18 protein-coding genes are annotated in these 17547 nt (G+C 67.4%); 13 read left to right on the top strand and 5 right to left on the bottom strand.

The window, feature by feature from the left end; all coding sequences use genetic code 11:
- The first annotated feature begins 6 nt into the window (after positions 1–6).
- Positions 7–429 carry an SRPBCC family protein gene (locus EOHIBHHM_RS18220; protein ID WP_497253116.1) on the top strand — a complete coding sequence of 141 codons (423 nt, stop codon included), beginning with the start codon at positions 7–9 and terminating at the stop codon, positions 427–429.
- An 18-nt stretch (positions 430–447) separates the two neighbouring features.
- Here EOHIBHHM_RS18220 and EOHIBHHM_RS18215 read toward each other — a convergent pair whose 3' ends face one another.
- Together EOHIBHHM_RS18215 and EOHIBHHM_RS18210 are read right to left on the bottom strand one after the other, a co-directional pair.
- A complete protein-coding gene (locus EOHIBHHM_RS18215; protein ID WP_497253114.1) occupies positions 448–1029 on the bottom strand; it encodes a flavin reductase family protein in 582 nt (193 codons plus the stop codon).
- Positions 1030–1533, bottom strand: a complete 504-nt coding sequence (locus tag EOHIBHHM_RS18210) for a VOC family protein (protein ID WP_497253112.1) — start codon at positions 1531–1533, stop codon at positions 1030–1032. It lies immediately after the preceding gene.
- A 731-nt stretch (positions 1534–2264) separates the two neighbouring features.
- Between EOHIBHHM_RS18210 and EOHIBHHM_RS18205 the strand changes: the two genes are divergently transcribed.
- From EOHIBHHM_RS18205 to EOHIBHHM_RS18160, 10 genes are all read left to right on the top strand, one after another.
- A complete protein-coding gene (locus tag EOHIBHHM_RS18205) occupies positions 2265–3869 on the top strand; it encodes a COG1361 S-layer family protein (RefSeq protein ID WP_497253110.1) in 1605 nt (534 codons plus the stop codon).
- Entirely contained in the window at positions 3870–6413 is a 2544-nt protein-coding gene (locus EOHIBHHM_RS18200) for an efflux RND transporter permease subunit (RefSeq protein WP_497253108.1), read from the top strand.
- Complete coding sequence (locus tag EOHIBHHM_RS18195; RefSeq protein WP_497253106.1) at positions 6410–7201, top strand: TrmB family transcriptional regulator; 792 nt, start codon at positions 6410–6412, stop codon at positions 7199–7201. The genes EOHIBHHM_RS18200 and EOHIBHHM_RS18195 overlap by 4 nt, the downstream gene beginning before the upstream one ends.
- Positions 7202–7254: 53 nt before the next feature.
- Positions 7255–7401: a hypothetical protein gene (locus tag EOHIBHHM_RS18190; protein WP_497253104.1), complete on the top strand. Its 147-nt coding sequence runs from the start codon at positions 7255–7257 to the stop codon at positions 7399–7401.
- Between the two features lie 114 nt (positions 7402–7515).
- Positions 7516–8238, top strand: coding sequence for a helix-turn-helix domain-containing protein (locus EOHIBHHM_RS18185; protein ID WP_497253102.1), 723 nt, complete (start codon positions 7516–7518; stop codon positions 8236–8238).
- 209 nt (positions 8239–8447) lie between these two features.
- Complete coding sequence (locus tag EOHIBHHM_RS18180) at positions 8448–9755, top strand: ABC transporter substrate-binding protein (RefSeq protein WP_497253100.1); 1308 nt, start codon at positions 8448–8450, stop codon at positions 9753–9755.
- 49 nt (positions 9756–9804) lie between these two features.
- Positions 9805–10761: a branched-chain amino acid ABC transporter permease gene (locus tag EOHIBHHM_RS18175; protein ID WP_497253098.1), complete on the top strand. Its 957-nt coding sequence runs from the start codon at positions 9805–9807 to the stop codon at positions 10759–10761.
- Between the two features lies 1 nt (position 10762).
- Complete coding sequence (locus EOHIBHHM_RS18170) at positions 10763–11836, top strand: branched-chain amino acid ABC transporter permease (RefSeq protein WP_497253096.1); 1074 nt, start codon at positions 10763–10765, stop codon at positions 11834–11836.
- Positions 11833–12672 (top strand): ABC transporter ATP-binding protein, encoded by an 840-nt coding sequence (locus EOHIBHHM_RS18165; RefSeq protein ID WP_497253094.1) that lies wholly within the window; start codon positions 11833–11835, stop codon positions 12670–12672. The genes EOHIBHHM_RS18170 and EOHIBHHM_RS18165 overlap by 4 nt, the downstream gene beginning before the upstream one ends.
- Positions 12669–13397: an ABC transporter ATP-binding protein gene (locus EOHIBHHM_RS18160; RefSeq protein WP_497253092.1), complete on the top strand. Its 729-nt coding sequence runs from the start codon at positions 12669–12671 to the stop codon at positions 13395–13397. The genes EOHIBHHM_RS18165 and EOHIBHHM_RS18160 overlap by 4 nt, the downstream gene beginning before the upstream one ends.
- Positions 13398–13424: 27 nt before the next feature.
- Here EOHIBHHM_RS18160 and EOHIBHHM_RS18155 read toward each other — a convergent pair whose 3' ends face one another.
- The 3 genes from EOHIBHHM_RS18155 to EOHIBHHM_RS18145 all read right to left on the bottom strand — a co-directional run bounded on the left by EOHIBHHM_RS18155 (position 13425) and on the right by EOHIBHHM_RS18145 (position 14651).
- Positions 13425–13904, bottom strand: a complete 480-nt coding sequence (locus EOHIBHHM_RS18155; protein ID WP_497253090.1) for a peroxiredoxin family protein — start codon at positions 13902–13904, stop codon at positions 13425–13427.
- A 133-nt stretch (positions 13905–14037) separates the two neighbouring features.
- Positions 14038–14250, bottom strand: a complete 213-nt coding sequence (locus EOHIBHHM_RS18150; protein WP_497253089.1) for a DUF8132 family protein — start codon at positions 14248–14250, stop codon at positions 14038–14040.
- A gap of 122 nt (positions 14251–14372) precedes the next feature.
- On the bottom strand, positions 14373–14651 hold the full coding sequence (locus tag EOHIBHHM_RS18145) for an acylphosphatase (RefSeq protein ID WP_497253087.1): 279 nt from the start codon (positions 14649–14651) through the stop codon (positions 14373–14375).
- 252 nt (positions 14652–14903) lie between these two features.
- On the opposite strand from EOHIBHHM_RS18145, the gene EOHIBHHM_RS18140 reads away from it, so the two are divergent.
- The gene (locus EOHIBHHM_RS18140; RefSeq protein ID WP_497253085.1) at positions 14904–16250 is read left to right on the top strand and encodes a phosphohexomutase domain-containing protein; all 1347 of its coding nucleotides are present in this window, start codon (positions 14904–14906) and stop codon (positions 16248–16250) included.
- 144 nt (positions 16251–16394) lie between these two features.
- Positions 16395–17531: a BMP family ABC transporter substrate-binding protein gene (locus tag EOHIBHHM_RS18135; protein ID WP_497253083.1), complete on the top strand. Its 1137-nt coding sequence runs from the start codon at positions 16395–16397 to the stop codon at positions 17529–17531.
- The last annotated feature ends 16 nt before the right edge of the window (positions 17532–17547 follow it).

The raw sequence follows: 17547 nt of genomic DNA, 5'->3' as shown, positions 1-17547 counted from the left end.
CCGACCGTGAGCAGAACCGACGTCTCCCTCCGCCGAACGCCCGACGGTCGCCGTCTGGAGGTCGCCCGCACCGTCGACGCACCCGCCGACGTCGTCTGGGGGCTCCTCACCGACCCCTCCCAGTGGCCCGAATGGGGACCCAGCGTCGGGGCCGTCGACTGCGCGGCCGGCCGCATTCGGACCGGGACGACGGGTCGCGTCCGCGTCGCGGGTGTGTGGATCCCGTTCGAGATCGACCGTTGTGACGACGAGAACTACCGCTGGACGTGGCGAGTCGCGAGGGTTCCGGCCACGGGTCACCGGGTCGACCCGGTCGGCGAGCATCGGTGTCGTGCCGTGTTCGAGGTGCCGCTCCTCGCGGCGGGGTACGCCGTCGTCTGTGAGCGCGCACTGCGGCACATCGAGCGGTTGGCGACGCGACGAGAGTAGTCGGTCCGGTCGCTCCAGTCAGTCCGGTCGCTCCAACGAGAACCGGTCGCGGGTCGTCGCGTAGTAACTGCCCGAGAGGCGGCCGACGGCGTCGAGTTTCGTCACGTCGAGTTTGCCGTCCACCGTCACCTCGTCGGCGACGTGGGCGTACACCACCTCGCCGAGCACCATCGTCGATCTGCCGACCTCGACGGCGTCGGAGAGTTCGCACTCGAAGGCCACCTTCGCGTCGGCGACGCGTGGGGCGTCGACGGTCGTCGCCTCCGCCGCCTCGATGCCGGCGTGGTCGAACTCGCTTTGGCCCTCGGGGAGCGTCGCACTCGTCGCGTTCATCGCCTCGACGAGGTCCTCGGTGACGACGTTGACGACGAACGCCTCGCTGTCGAGGACGTTCCGCGGCGTGTCCTTCAGCTCGTCGCCCGTGCCGACGGGCGCGAACATCACGACCGGGGGATCGTAGGCGACGACGTTGAAGAAACTGTACGGCGCGAGGTTGTCGACGCCCTCGGCGCTCCGACTCGACACCCACGCGATGGGGCGCGGGACGACGCCGCCGGCGAGCAGTCGGTACGCGCCGAACTCGTCGGGGCTCCCCTCCATCTACGCGTCTCCCCCGTCGCCCGCGTTCGTCTCCTCGTCTGCGAACGGATCGATCTCCGTCGTCCCCGGTTCGGCCTCGTCGACGCCGAACCCCGGCCCCGCCGTCGCGAACTCGAAGACGAGTCCATCGGGGTCGGTGAAGTAGATACTCTTGAAGTAGGTGCGGTCTTTGACGGCCGAGACGCGGACGTCGTGGGCCAGCAGGTGGTCGCGCCACTCCCGGAGCGCCTCCTCGTCCTCGACGCCGAACGCGAAGTGGTGGCTCGCGCCGGGACCGGGTCGGCCACGGGAGTCGGGATACTCGAAGTAGGTGACGGTCGTCCCCGGTTCGCCCGCCGGCGTCGGCGAGAAGTAGTAGTGTTTCGTCCCCGGGTCGTCGTAGTTCTGGGTTCGCTTGACGGTGTGCCAGCCGAGGACGTCCTCGTAGAACGCCCGGGTCTCGTCCATGTCGGTGCAGATGTTCGTCACGTGATGCAGGCCGGTGGTGGGAGGTACGTCGGTCATAGAGAGCGTTGAAGTCGTGATCGTAGCGGCGTGTCGATGGCGGCGGTTCGGTGTCCGATACTGCCCGCTAGGACGCCCACGGATATACCCGTTATCGGACACGACCGTCACCAGGTGACGTCGACGTCAGTGGGTCGGGCGCGGTCCGTCACAGAGAACTGCCATCGACGCGGAGCAGTAGTGGCCGAATAGACATATTATCTGAGTAAACTGCGACGTTCGTCACACTAGCTGCCGATATAGTGTGTTAATATTCATTAGTACGAACACTTTTATTACTCTGTCCAGTAGATGTCGGTGGCGCGACCCGCCCTGCGAGCCAGCCTGTCACGTGTGAGCCACGACCGCCCCGCGGCCGCGCCCACCAGAGAACTTCTCGGCCGACGTGAGGCGGACACCAGCGTCCGTCCGCGCCGGTTGCTACGATTGTTTTGGAGCGAGGGCGCTCCGTCCGGCTCGGCTAGAGTGCCGACACTAGTCCCGACGACGGCGACGCCGGTTCCGACGCCATCGAAGAGCTCGACGACGGCTGCGTCTCCCCTTCGGAGTGGTCAAAACCGGAGACCGACACGAACGATCGCGATGTTCGAGGCCAACACCAGACCTGTTTGTAGAAATTTACAACACGTTATATGCGAGGGGTGACAAGGAGGCGAGTAACGGCCACGAGACGACTCGGTGGCCATCAATCAGTTCGGGACCGAGACTTCTCGGTCGCGGGCGGAGCGAACATGAAGAAGACACAGCTACTCACCATCCTTATCGTCGGTCTGGTACTGGTCCCGACGTCGGCACTCGCCGTCGTCGAGGGAGAACCGAATCTGAGCGTCACTGCACCGAACAACCGCGTCGTCGCCGGAGAGGAGGTTGAGTTCACCGTCAACCTCCAGAACGAAGGCGACATCAGCCAGAGTTCGAACCCGTCGCTCAACAGTCAGGTGACGACGGCGAAGGCGGTCACCGCCGAACTCCGCGAAGAGGGGAGTTTCGGCAACCAGGACCCGCCCATCACGGTCAAGACGAACAAGCAGGCCATCGGGAGCATCCCCGACGGTCAGTCGGTGCCGGCGACGTTCTCCATCCACGTCGACGAGGACGCCGACCCCGGCAACTACAAGATCCCGGTCCGGATCACCTACGCCTACACCGAGTCGTACGACCCCCAGAGCGGCGACTACGACCAGGAGACCGAACGCCGGACGGTCAACGTGAACCTCAACGTCGTCGACAGCGCGCGCTTCGAGATCGAGGAGGCCAGCGGCGACCTCGCCGTCGGCGACAGCGGCCCCGTCTCGGTCAGCATCACGAACACGGGCAGCGAGACGGCCAGCGACGCCAACGTGGCGGTGACCTCCGAGAACGCCGACCTCACCTTCTCGGAGTCGAACACGGCGTCGAACTACGTCGGCTCGTGGGAGCCCGGCGAGACCCGGACGCTCACCTACGACGCGACCGTCGTCCCCGGAGCGTCCCCGCGGAACTACGCGCTCTCGGCGACGGTGAACTACGAGGACGGCGACGGCGCGGCGCAGTCCTCGAAGGCGCTCTCCTTCGGGGTGACCCCGCGCGACGAACAGTCGTTCGCCGTCGAGAACACCGAGAGCACGCTCCGCGTCGGACAGGAGGGCGTGCTCAGCGGCGAGATCGTCAACGAGGGCGAGACGGCCGTCCGCAACGCCGTCCTCCGCTTCGAGACGGAGAACCCCAACGTCAACCCGATCGAGACGGAGTACGCCCTCGGCACCGTCGAGGCGGGCGAGCGGGCGAACTTCAGTTTCGACACGGAGATCTCCGAATCCGCGACGGCCGGCCCCCGACAGTTCACGCTGACCGTCGAGTACCGCAACAACGACGGCGAGTCCCGCACGAGCGACCCGCTCGACGTGCAGGCCGCCGTCGACGGGAAACAGAAGGAGTTCTCCGTCGAGGGCGTCAACACGACGTTCGCCGCCGGCGACGACGGCGAGATGACGATGACCGTGACGAACAACCGCGCGGAGACGCTGTCGGACATCTCCGCGAAACTGTTCGTCGACTCGCCCATCTCCGCCAGCGACGACGAGGCGTTCGTCGAACAGCTCGAGCCCGGCGAGAGCGAAACGATCGTCTTCGGGACGAGCGTCGGCAGCGACGCTATCGCCAAGACATACCCCGTCAAGCTCGACTTCCGCTACGACACGCCCGACGGCGACACGTTCATCTCCGAGACGTATCAGGTGCCGGTGACGGTGACAGAGCCCGAAGACGACGGCGGCATCCCGCTGCCCATCGTCGTCGGCGTCGTCGTCTTCGGCCTGCTCGGTGCCGTCGGCTACCTCTACAGTCGGAACTCGTAGATGGACTACCAGCGACTCATCGACTGGACCGACGAACGCATCGTCGAGCGCCCCGAGAGGGTCATCGTCGTCTTCCTGCTCTTGACGAGCGTGTTCGCGGTCGGTCTCGGTAACGTCTCGACGGAGGCCGGCACGGAGCAGTTCGCCTCTGACATCCCGGCGAACGACGCGTTGGAGGCGATCAACGACGAGTTCGGCTCGTCGTTCGCTGCCGACACCGGGAGTACACAGCTCATCCAGCGCGGCGACAACGTCCTCGCGAAGGACCAACTGCTGTACATGCTCCGCGCGCAGGAACGACTCCAGGAGAAGGAGGACCTCCGCGTGAGCAGCACCTCCAGCGCCGCGAGGGTCGTCGCGCAGACGCTCGACCCCGAAGCGACGACGCTCAAAGGGCAGATCGACGCCGTCGAGCGGGCGACGCCGACGCAGATCCGCTCGGCCGTCCGGCAGAACGCCGACAACCCCGGCTTCACGGGGACACTGAGCAACGACTTCAACCGCAGGTCCGCCTCGGCGTCGGCCACCATCGGCGTCGTCACCCACGAGGTCCCCGGTGCGGGCGGGAGCGGCGGCGCGGGACAGAGCGGGTCGAGCCCGCTCACCGACATCCAGCTCCAGTCGGAGCGCGTCGTCGACACCGTCGGCGGCGACATCACCGTCTTCGGCAGCGGCATCACCGCCGCCGAGTTCGGCAACGTCATCACCGACTCGCTGCTCATCGTCACGCCCGCGGCCGTGCTGTTCATCATCTTCTTCCTCGTCGTCGCCTACCGCGACCTGCTCGACCTGCTGCTCGGGTCGTTCGCGCTCCTGATGGCGGTCGTCTGGACCTTCGGCTTCCTCGGACTGGCGGGCATCCCGTTCAGTCAGATGATGATCGCAGTCCCACCGTTGCTGCTGGCAGTGGGGATCGACTTCGGCATCCACGCCGTCAACCGCTACCGCGAGGACCGACAGGACGGGCTCGGCATCGACGAGGCGATGACCGAGGCGACCGACCAACTGCTGGTCGCGTTCTTCATCGTGACGGGGACGACGGTCATTGGCTTCCTCTCGAACCTCGCGAGCGACCTCCCCCCGATTCGGGACTTCGGCATCGTCGCGGCGGTCGGGATCGTCTTTACCTTCCTCATCTTCGGGGTGTTCCTCCCCGCGGCGAAGGTGTGGCTCGACCGCAAGGCCGAGACGTATCCGCTACCGGTGTTCAGCCAGTCGCCGCTCGGCGCGGAGGGGTCGCGCCTCGGCGAGGTGCTCCGCGGCGGCGTCGTCGTCGCGAAGTACACGCCCGTGCTGTTCCTCCTGCTCGCGCTCGTCGCCAGCGCCGGTGCCGGCTGGTACGCCAGCGACGTCGACACCACGTTCACACAGGAGGACTTCCTCCCACCCGAGGAGGTGCCGGGCTACCTGCAGCAGCTCCCCGAACCGTTCGCACCGGGCGACTACTCGGTCGTCGCGACGCTGAACTTCCTCGAAGAGAAGTTCCAGACCACTCAAGGGGGGTCGGTGACGGTGTACTACGAGACGCGGATGGAACGCGACACCGCCCTCGAGGAGATCTATCGGGCGGGCGAGGACCCGCCGGGGTCGTTCGTCAGCGAGGACCGCCGTGCGGACTCCGAGAGCATCGTCACCGTCGTCCAGTCGCAGGCCGAACGCGACCCCGAGTTCCGCCGCCTCGTCCAGCGGAACGACCGCAACGGCAACGGCGTCCCCGACGACAATCTCGGGAAGGTGTACGACCGCCTGCTGGACTCGCCGGCCCGCGATCAGGCGCTGAACTACCTGGCCGAGGACCGCCGGAGCACGCGCGTCGTCTACTCGGTGTCCGCGGACGCCTCGCAGTCCGAGGTGACCGAGGACGGCCGGATGGTCGCAGACCGGTTCCGCGGCGACGACAACGACGCCGTCGCCACCGGCAACACCGTCGTGTTCAAGGCCGTCTCTGACCTCATCTTCCAGTCGGCGGTCACCAGCCTCGCGCTCGCGCTCGGCGCGACGGTGGTGTTCCTCGTCGTCATCTACTGGATTCTGGAGGGGCTGCCGTCGCTCGGCGTGGTCAACACGTTGCCCATCGCCGTCGCCGTCGCGTTCGTCGCGGGGACGATGCGGCTGTTGGGCATCTCGTTCAACGCCTTCACCGCGACCATCCTCTCGCTCACCATCGGGCTCGGTATCGACTACTCGGTCCACGTCGTCCACCGCTTCGTCGACGAGCGCCGCGAACACGATCTGTTCACCGCGCTCGATCGGACCGTCCGCGGGACGGGCGGTGCGCTCGCCGGCAGCATGCTGACGACGACGTTCGGCATCGGCGTGCTCGTGCTCTCGCTGCTGAGCGTGCTCGGTCAGTTCGGCGTGTTGACGGCGCTGAGTATCGTCTACTCCTTCGTGGCGTCGCTGTTCGTCCTCCCCTCGGCGCTCGTCGTCTGGGACCGCTTCGTCAACGACGACCCGAGCGTCCCGATGGGCTACCCGAACGAGTCGCCGTCCGACGACCCGACGACCGGGCGGACGGTCGCCACCGACGGAGGGAGCGAATGACCGACAGCGAACACGACGCCGTCGAGTCGCTCGAGCGACTCGGCCTCTCGAACTACGAGGCGCGGATGTTCGTCGCCCTGCAGAAACTCGGAACGGGAACCGCCCGAGAGGTCCACCGCGTCGCCGACATCCCGCGGTCGCAGGTGTACGGGGCCGCAGACGAACTCGAGGAGCGCGGGCTCGTCGAGATCCAGCAGTCGACGCCGAAGCGCTACCGTCCCGTGAGCCTGGAGGCGGCCCGCAACCGACTCGAGGAACGACTCGAACGCGAACGCAAGCAGGCGTTCGACTACCTCGAGACCGTCCAACGCGAGAAGCGCGGCGAGGAGACGCGCGACGACGTATGGACCGTCCGCGGCCGGGAGTCGGTCGACGACCGGACCGTCGATCTCGCCAGGGGTGCGACCGACCGGATTCTCTTCGCGGCCGTCGACCTGTCGTCGGTCCCCGACGACCTCCTCGACGTCCTCCGCGACCGGGCGGCCGCCGGCGTCGACGTCGTCGTCGTGAGCGAGAACCCCGACGTCCGGGCCCACTTCGAGGCGGCGTCCGCCGACTCGATCGTCGTCGTCGAACCGGTCAGAGAGACGCCGACCGACTTCATGGGACGGGTGTTGCTCTGTGACGACGCCACCGTCCTCCTGTCGGTGCTGGCCGACGCCGCCCTCCCCGACGTGCGAGACGAGACGGCCATCTGGAGCACGGACACGGCGATGGCGGCCGTCCTCGTGCAGATCATCCGCGGCGGCATCATGTCGGTCGTCGACCCGGACGGGTTCGACGGGTAGGCTGCCGTCACTGTCCCGGGGAGCTTTTTCCGCCGTCCCGACGCAGTAGCCGTATGGGTCGACCGGAGCGGTGTCCCGAGTGCGGTGCTCGCGAGTCGCTGACGTCGCGGTACGCCACCGGCGGTGGCTGGCGCGTCGTCGGCTATCGATGCGAGGAGTGCGGTGCACGCATCGACGCAGACGCCCACGGGAGACGGTGAGGCGACTCGGGGCGACGTCGCAGACGGACTCGGCGACAGTCGTGAGCGACCAGCGGCTCCTGTGAACGTGTCACACAGACACATACATATCGCTGCCCCGCGAACGACATCTCGATGAGCGAGCAGGGCCAGGCCGCGGGGACCAGACTCACGCTGGAACTGTGGCATCCGAACTGCTGGGCGCTCGAAGCGACCGCTCGGGCCGACGGCGGCGTGTTGGCACACGCCATCTACTCCACTCCGACGACGGCCGACGAGTCGGTCAACGGGCTGTTCACCGCCTACGCCGACAGCGACGCAGCGGTCGAGGCGCTGTTGGACGCGGTCCGCGAGTCACCCCACGCGGGGACGGTCCGGGAGTTGCAAGAGCGGTTCGGCGGACACAGAGAGGGGAGTCCGCCGGGGAGCGTCGTCCGCGAGTTCTTCCTCGAGTACGACCCCCGCGACATGATCTGTCCGGTGTTGCGAGAACAGGGGTTCGTCCACGGTGCGCCGGTCCGTATCGAGGGTGGCCGAGAGTTCTGGGAGGTGTGTTTCGCCGGGGACAGACGCGACGTCGAACCGCGTCTGGACGACGTTCGCGAGGCGGCAGACGCGGAGGTCGACGTCGTCCGCATCACCGCCGCGGAGCGAGGCGACTCCGAACGCGAGCGGCGACGGCGGACGCTGACGACGACCCAGCGGAAGGTGTTCGACCTGGCGCGAGACCGCGGGTACTACCGGTGGCCCCGCGGGGTTTCGACCCGCGAACTGGCCGACGAGTGTGGGATCGCGAAGACGACGCTGCTCGAACATCTGCGGAAGGCGGAGGCGAAACTGCTCGACCCCGACGGGTGAACGCCTCGACGCCCGCGACGACCGGGCACCGCCGACCCGGAGCCGACGGTCTCGATGGGTCGAACGACGCCCCCACGACTGCGACCGCGACGGGGTCGCCGCCGTCCCAGGGAACGCCGACCGGAACCCGACCATGGTCGGGCAGCACTATATCGACAGCGTTCGGTTAGTAGCTCCTATCAGTCATGATACCAAATGGCAATGACGGGGTGACTCGCAGAGAGCTACTGAAGACGACGGGAACGGGAGGACTCGTCGTTCTCGGCACGACGGCCGGCTGTCTGGAGTCGTCCGACGGCTCCGGCGACGGCGGAACGGGTGGCAACGGGACGGGAGACGGGGGAACGGGGGACGGTGAGACGCAGAGTTCCGGCGACGGGGGTGGCGGACAGGGCAGCTACACGATCGGGATGGTCAACGCCCTCACGGGGTCGCTCGCGCCGTACGGCGAGCGCAACCAGCGCGGGACGCAACTCGCGCTGGCGGCCATCAACGAGGTCGGCGTCGGTCCCGACGAGGGCGAGTTCGCGGTCACTGAGGAGGACAGCGAGAGTACGAACCAGGCCGGCGTCAACGCGGCGCGCAAGCTCGTCACGCAGGACGGCGTCCCGCTGCTCATCGGGGCGGTCGGCTCCGGCGTCTCCATCGCCATCTTCGACAGCGTCGTCTCCGGGACGGACGTCGTCCAGATCTCACAGAACAGTACCAGTCCCGAACTGACCAACAAACCGGACCTCCTCCGGACGAGTCCGTCCGGGTCCGCGAAGGGGAAGGCGCTCGCGAGCCTCGTCGCAGAGGAGCACGACACCGTCGCCGTGACCTGGATCAACAACGACTACGGGACGGGGCTGTCGGAGGTGTTCGCCGACTCCTTCGAGGGCGAGGTCGCCTACAACACGCCGCACGACCAAGACCAGTCGTCCTACCGTGGCATCCTCTCGGAGATGGCCGGGACGGACGCGACCGCGTGGGTGTTCATCACGTACGCCAACGAGTACACCATCATGGTCAACGAGGCGTACGACCAGGGGTACAACGAGCAGGTCGACTACTACGGTGCGGAGTCGACCGTCGCCGACGCCATCATCGAGAACACCGAACCCGGCAGCATGGACGGGATGACCGGCATCACCGAGAGCGCGCCGGTCGACCAGGAGAGCTACCAGCAGTTCCAGTCGGCCTTCGAGTCGGAGTTCGACGCCTCGCCGACCGTCTGGGCGGCCTACGCCTACGACGCCGTCACCATCGCGGCCATCGCCACCGAGGCGGCCGACGAGTTCACCGGCGCGGCGTTACAGGAGGTCGTTCGCGACGTCACGCGACCCGAGGGCGAGAAAGTGTACACCTTCGAGGAGGCGAAAGGGATTCTCGCCGACGGCGGCAGCGCCAGCGACGTCAACTACGAGGGCGTCTCCGGTCCGGTCGACCTCGACGAGAACGGTGACCCGCCGGGATTCTACCAGATCTACCGGGTCGCCGACCACAGCTACGAGTACGGCGACTTCATCACCGGGTAAGATGGTCGACCGTCTGCCGACCGTCCCGGCGCACTCGGAGGTGGCGTAGATGGTCGAACTCGCCCAACTCCTCGTCAACGGGCTGGTGTTCTCGAGCATCATCGTCCTCGCTGCCATCGGCCTCTCGCTCGTCTACAGCATCGCCGACTTCGCGAACTTCGCCCACGGCGATCTGATGACGGTCGGCGCGTTCGGCACGCTCGTCGCCGCAGGGGTGTTCGGCGGTGCGCCGCCGACGCTGTTCGGCGTGACGCTGCCGTCGCTACCGATCCCCGGCGCCGACGTCGTCGTCTTCGAGCTGCCGCTCTCGCTGTATCTGGGTATCGTCGTCGGGATGGCGCTCGCCGCCCTCGTCGCCGTCCTCACCGAACGGTTCGTCTACGACCCGCTCGACGCCGGGTCGATCGAGCTGCTCATCACGAGCATCGGCGTCGCGCTGGGGTACCGCGCGCTCGTCCAACTCGGGTTCGGTGCCGGACAGCGCACGTACGAGATCCAGCGGTCGGGGCGAATCGAGTGGGTACAGGACCTCCTCGGCGTCGCCGTGACGCCGCGCGACGTCGTCATCCTCGGGTTGACCGCCGTGTTGGTCGTCGGTCTACACGCCCTGCTGCAGTACACGACGCTCGGACGGAAGATGCGCGCGACGGCCGACAACGCCGACCTCGCCCGCGTCTCCGGTATCCGAACGGGGGAGGTGATCCTCGCGATGTGGGTCATCGGCGGGGCGCTCGCCGCGGCGGGTGGCGTGTTTCTCGGACTCGACACGCTCGTCCGCCCGCGGATGGGGTTCGACGTCCTGCTGGTCGTCTTCGCCGCCGTCATCCTCGGCGGTATCGGCAGCGTCTACGGCGCGATGCTCGGCGGGTTGGTCATCGGGATGGCTCACGAACTGACGCCGGCGATCCCGTTCGTCAGCGTCGAGTACTCCTCGGCCGTCGCGTTCGTCCTCATGGTCGCCATCCTGCTCGTCCGTCCGAAGGGCATCGCAGGAGAGGTGACCTGAGATGGCCGACAACGACACGTTCGGGGTCGACACCGGCGAGAGACGGATCCTCGGCGGCGTCGCGCTCGTCGTCGTACTCCTCGCCGTCGCCGTCGTCACCGGCGTCGTCCAACTGGCGTTCCTCCTCCCGACGCTCGCGCTCACGGGGATGTGGGCGCTGCTCGCACTCGGCCTGAACGTCCAGTGGGGGTATGCGGGGCTCATCAACTTCTCCGTCGCCGCGTTCTGGGGGATCGGGATGTACTCGGTGGCGCTTTTCACCGCACCGGGGTCACCGCTCGGTTTCGAGCGGGGGTTCCTCGTCGCGCTCGTCGTCGCCGTCGTCGCGTCGGCCGTCGTGGCGCTGCTCATCGGTATCCCGACGCTCCGCCTCCGGACGGACTATCTCGCCATCGCCAGTCTCGGTCTCGCGGAGGTTATCCGCCTCGTGATCCTGAACGAGCGAGAGGTGACGGCTGGGAGTCAGGGGATCAGCGTCGACGCGCTGTTCCCGTGGCTCGTGACGCTCCTCGACGGACTGTTCGCGCCGGACGCACCCGCGTTCCCCTACCGCGGACTCGTCGACCTGCTGTTGGTCGGACTCGCAGTCATCCTGGTCTACGCGTTCCTGCGGCGCATCCACCGCTCGCCGTGGGGACGACTCGTGCGGACGATCCGCTCGGACGAGGAGCTCGCGGAGGCGCTCGGGAAGAACACGTACCGATACAAGATGCAAGCGTTCGTCGTCGGGAGCGTCCTGATGGCGCTGGCGGGCGTCTTCTACGCCTACCAGTTCCGGTACGTCGCTCCGAGCGATCTCGAACCCATCAACACCTTCTACGTGTGGGTCGCCGTCATCCTCGGCGGTACCGGGAGCAACCGCGGTGCGGTACTCGGCGCGTTCACGATCATCCTGATTCGCGAGGGAACGCGGTTCCTCGGCGGAGCGGGACTCGGCGTCGACGTCGACTTCGCCGCCCTCAGACTGCTGTTGGTCGGGCTGCTCATCGTCCTCGTCGTGCGCTACCGCTCGGAGGGGCTCCTGCCGCCGCGACGCGAACTCATCTGGCCCGCCGCCAGGGAGGACGACCGATGAGCGAGAACGGGATGGTCTACGAGGGCGCCAACATGAACAAGGGAGACGTCGTCCTCCGCGCGGAGGGTTTGCGAAAGACCTTCGGCGGCCTCGTCGCGACCGACGACGCCTCCTTCGCCGTCGAGCGCGGCAGCATCACCGGGATGGTCGGCCCGAACGGGGCGGGGAAGTCGACGCTGTTCAACCTCGTCTCGGGGTTCTACGCGCCCGAGGCGGGGTCGGTCCACGTCAACGGCACCGACGTCACGGGGAAACCGCCGCACGACGTCGCCCGCGAGGGCCTCATCCGGACGTTCCAGACGCCGCGAAAACTGGAGGGGATGACCGTCCGCGAGGCGATGATGGTCGGTGCGACGCCACAGACCGGCGAGTCGATCCTCCCGCTGTTTCTCTCGCCGGGGAGAGTCACGACCGAAGAGCGGGCGAACCTCGAGCGAGCGGAGGAACTGCTCGAACGGTTCGAAATCGCCCACCTCGTCGACGAGCCGTCGACCGATCTCTCGGGCGGGCAGTTGAAGCTGGTCGAACTCGCCCGCGGCATCACGACCGATCCGGATATCCTCCTGTTGGACGAACCGGTCGCGGGCGTCAACCCGACGCTCGCGAACGACATCAAGCGGTTCATCCGCGAACTCAACGAGGAGGGACAGACGTTCCTCATCATCGAGCACGACATGCCCTTCATCATGGATCTGGCCGACCCGATAATCGTCCTCGACCAGGGGCGCGTTCTGATGGAAGGGACACCCCGAGAGGTTCGAACCGACGATCGCGTCATCGACGCCTACCTCGGCGGGGCCGACAGCGGTCGGTCGGGGTCGGGAGGTGAGGAGTGAGCGACCACGACCACGTCCTCGAGGTCGACGACGTCGACAGCGGCTACGGCGAGGTGCAGGTGCTCGACGAGCTGAGCCTCTCTCTCGACGACGGGGAGATCGTCTGTCTCGTCGGGCCGAACGGAGCGGGGAAGTCGACGGTGTTGAAGACCGTCTTCGGCCTGCTCAGACCGTGGACCGGATCGATCACGCTCCGCGGCGAGGAGATCGGCGGCGTCGACCCGGCCGATCTGGTCCGGATGGGCGTCGGCTACGTCCCACAGGTCGACAACGTGTTCGGATCACTCTCCATCGACGAGAACCTCCGGATGGGCGGCGTCGCCCGCGACTCCGGCCTCGACGACGTTATCGACCGGCTGTACGACCGGTTTCCGATCCTCGACGAGAAGCGCGCCGCGAAGGCGCGGACGCTCTCCGGCGGCCAGCGACAGGTGCTCGCCTTCTCACGGGCGCTCGTGATGGAACCGGACGTGCTGCTCATCGACGAACCGTCGGCCGGGTTGGCCCCGTCGATCGTCGAGGACGTGTTCCGGAACGTCCAGACGGTCAACGAACTCGGCACGTCCATCCTGATGGTCGAACAGAACGCCCGCGAGGGGTTGGCCATCTCCGACCGTGGCTACGTGCTCGATCAGGGAACCGTCGCCTACGAGGGTGAAGCAGGGGAACTACTCGACGACCCCGAGGTGTCACAGCTCTACCTCGGCGGCGCCGACTACGAGTAGGAAGGAGAACTCGGGTGCGTCTTCGCTCTACGCGAAGACGTCTTCGTAGTCGTTGCGGAGGAAGTAGCGCACCCAGTTGCCGTACGTGCGGTCGGCCGGGTGGTCGGCGATCTGTTCGTACTGGACGACGCCGTCCTCGTCGACGACGTACGTCGCGGCGACACCGGTCACTCCGTGGCTGGTCTGCTCGGTGCCGCTGTACTGCTCTGCGACCTCGCCGTCGGGGTCGGCCAGCAGTTGGATATCTAGATCGAACCGGTCGCGCATCTCGGTGAGCGCGCCCACGTCGTCGGTGACGATCGGGAGCACGTCGACGCCGTCGTTGAACCAGAGGTCGTAGGAGACCTCGCTGAACGTCTGAAGCTGCTCGGCGCAGAAGCTACACCACGCGCCGCGGTTGACGAGCACGACCGTCGGGCCGCGCTCCAGCGTCTCCGAGAGCGAGACCGCCTCGCCTGCCGTGCGCTGCAGCGTGAAGTCGGGTGCGTCGGATCCGTCGAGTGTCACGCCTCTCCGTTCGTGCGGGTGCCTGTAATGGGATTCGCCCCGTGGCGTCGGACGCGCACCGACGCCGAACAGTCTTGTAGGGAGAGGTGAGAGGAGTGGCTCGGTCGATGAGTGACCCCGACGACTCGGTCGGTCAGAACCCCGTGTAGACGCGTGCCAGTTTCGACCCGCCGAGTGCGAGGACGACGAGGCCGACGACGAAGACGCCGAGTGCGACGAGCAGGAGGCGCGCACCGAGCGTCGGACCACCGAGGAACGGGCCGCGGACGATCAGATACCCCGTCGTGCCCGTCAGCAGGAAGCCGAGAGCGGTCAGTGACAGCCACGGGATGGCGACGATATTCATGGATTCGAGACGGTGTAGCTATCCGAAGGCAAACCGTCGTAAAGAAGGTTTCTGCGCGGTCGGGCGGTCCGCCTCGAAGATCGGTCGGCGGTCGACGGAGGAGCGAGGGGCTGTACTCGGCGTCAGCGGCGAATGCGGAACCCCTCTTCGCCCTCGGGTTCGCCGTACTCGACGTCGACCCCGTCGACGTCCGCGGCCGGACTCCCCGTGTGACACCACTCGACCATCGACTCGACCGCCGTCTCGGGTCCCTCGAACACGGCTTCGACGCGGCCGTCGTCGAGGTTCCGAACCCAGCCGTCGACGCCGTGTTCTTCGGCGGTCTCCCGGGTGTTGGCACGGTAGAAGACGCCCTGTACGGTCCCGGTCACGTACACGTGCGCTCGCGTTCGGTCGGACATGGGACAGCGTACACGGCCTGGCGTCAAAAATCCGGCCGCTGTCGACTCCGGCAGAGGGCGAACAGACGGCACAATCAAGTCACAGCGGCGCGAGGCAGTGTGCCGTACGTCCGCAGGTCGCCTCGCGGTGGCTGGCTACGTCACGTGACGTGGTGGTCACGGCATTCCACTTGAACGACGGGCCTGACTCATCAACCTCAAGACAGTTCCCGAACCGCGGTACTCTAAGTGTCGCCAGCGAAACGAGCAGATATGGAACTCTTCGGAACTGCCGGAATCCGGGGGAGCGTCACCGAGACGGTGACGCCGGAACTGGCACTCGCCGTCGGGCGGGCTGCGGCTGCGGACGGAGACGAGTTCGTCGTCGGCCGTGACGGCCGGGTCACCGGCCCGGCGCTCGCCGCCGCGATGGAGGCAGGCCTCGAATCGGCGGGAGCGACCGTCTACCGAGCGGGGATGCTGCCGACGCCCGCACTCGCGTTCGCCTCGCAGGGTCGCCGCGGCGTCATGCTCACCGCCTCGCACAACCCGCCGACGGACAACGGGATCAAGGTCTTCACGGATGGAGTCGAGTACGATCGCGATTCGGAGCGCGGCATCGAATCTCGCGTCGACGCCGGTGTCGGCCCGGTCGCCTGGGACGAGTGGGGCGAGAACGAGCACGTCGAACCGCTCGTCGAGTATCGACGGGCGGTCACCGACTTCGCCGAGAGCCGTGGTGCCGACCTCGAGGGTCTCCGTGTCGCCGTCGACTGCGGCAACGGGATGGGCGCGTTGGCGACGCCGCAGGTGCTGCGCGAACTCGGTGCACAAGTCGTCACGCTCAACGCCAACGTCGACGGTCACTTCCCCGGCCGCGAGTCGAAACCGACGCCGGAGACGCTCTCTGACCTCCGGGAGTTCGTCGCCGACGGCGACTTCGCGTTCGGACTGGGTCACGACGGCGACGCCGACCGCATCGTCGTCGTCGACGCCGACGGCGACGTCGTCCACGAAGACACCGTCCTCGCGATCCTCGCCGAACACTACGTCCGCACGACCGCGGTCGACGACCCCGTGGTCGTGACGACGCCGAACGCCTCGGCCCGGATCGACGAGCGCGTCCGGGCCGCCGACGGGCGCGTCGAGCGCGTCCGGCTCGGTGCGCTCCACGAGGGGATCGCCGCCGCTCGCGCGGACGGCGGCGACGTCGTCTTCGCGGCCGAACCGTGGAAGCACATCCACACCGCCTTCGGCGGCTGGATCGACGGCGTCGCCAGCGCGGCTATCGTCGCCCGCCTCGTCGCCGACGGTGGACTCGACGCGCTCCGCGAACCGGTCACCGAACGGCCGTACCGGAAGGTCAGCGTCGACTGTCCCGACGCGGCGAAGGCGTCGACGATGACGACGCTGGCGACGACGCTGCCGGCCGCGTTCCCCGACGCCGACGTCGACACCGAGTACGGCGTCCGACTGGAGTTCCCCGACGCCTCGTGGGCGCTCGTCCGACCCAGCGGGACCGAACCCTACGTCCGAATCTACGCCGAGAGCGACGACGTCGACGCGCTCGTCGCCGACGTCCGAGCGGTCGTCGACGAGGCAGTCGCCGACGCGTCGTAGCCGTCGATCGTCGGAGGGTTCGCCTCGACGACCGACAGTTCACCTCGACGACCGACAGTTCGTCTTTGTCGCCGTTCTGCCGACCCCAGAGCGACGGGTTTATGGCCACTACTCCGCCTTGTGACACCTAAGGTGTCCATAGATATGGATAGACGCACTTTCATCAAGGGGACAGGAGTCGCAGGAATCGCCGGACTCGCGGGCTGTACGGGCGGTCCGGAGGAGAGCGGCGACGGCGGGGACGGCAATCAGAGCGACGGCGGTTCGGGGGGGAACCAGTCGGGCAACGAGTCCGGTGGCGGTGGCTCGGCGTCGTCCGACGTCAACGTCGGCATGGTGTACGCGACCGGTGGCCTCGGCGACGGGTCGTTCAACGACCAGGCGCAGACCGGCGTCCAGCAGGCAGGCGACGAGTTCGGCGTCTCGCACAACGAGGTCCAGCCGAGCGAGGTCAACGAGTTCGAGACGTTCCAACAGCAGTTCGCACAGTCGGGCAACTACGACCTCATCTGCTGTATCGGCTTCCTGCAGAAGGAGGCCCTCGCGTCGAACGCGCCGGAGTACCCCGACCAGAACTTCATGATCGTCGACGAGGTCGTCGAGGAACCGAACGTCGCGAGCTACGTGTTCGGGGAGGAGCAGGGCTCGTTCCTCGTCGGCCAGATGGCCGGCCTCCTCACGCAACAGGAGTTCAGCGCCGGCGCCGGCGAGACGTCGCCCGACCAGTCGAAGGTCGGCTTCGTCGGCGGCGTCGAGGGCGACCTCATCGGCAAGTTCGAGGCGGGTTACCGCGCGGGCGTCGCCGAGGCCAGCGAGGACGTCGAGGTACAGGTCAGCTACGTCGGCAACTTCAACGACACGCAGGCGGGCAACGAGGCGGCGACGGCGATGTACAACGACGGCGTCGACATCGTCTACCACGCCGCCGGCAACGCCGGAACGGGTGTCTTCCAGGCGGCGCAGGACACCGGCAAGTTCGCCATCGGCGTCGACCAGGACCAGTCGCTGACGAAGTCCGGCTACGCCAACGTGATCCTCGCGAGCATGGTCAAGCGAGTCGACACCGCGGTGTACACCTCCATCGAGAACGTCGTCAACGACTCGTTCGGGGGCGGGAGCACCACGACGCTCGGCCTCGAACAGGAGGGTGTCGCGGCCGTCTACGGCGACCAGCTCGGCTCGGAGATCCCCGAGGACGTGAAGTCTACCGTCGACGAGACGCGACAGGCGATCATCGACGGCGAGATTTCGGTGCCGACCGATCCCTCGAGCCTGAACTAGTCGTTCGGGCTCCCGA

This window comes from Halogranum roseipondis, from assembly GCF_059695585.1.
Note: the sequence above shows the minus strand (reverse complement) of the source record. Positions and strands in the feature narration are given on the sequence as shown.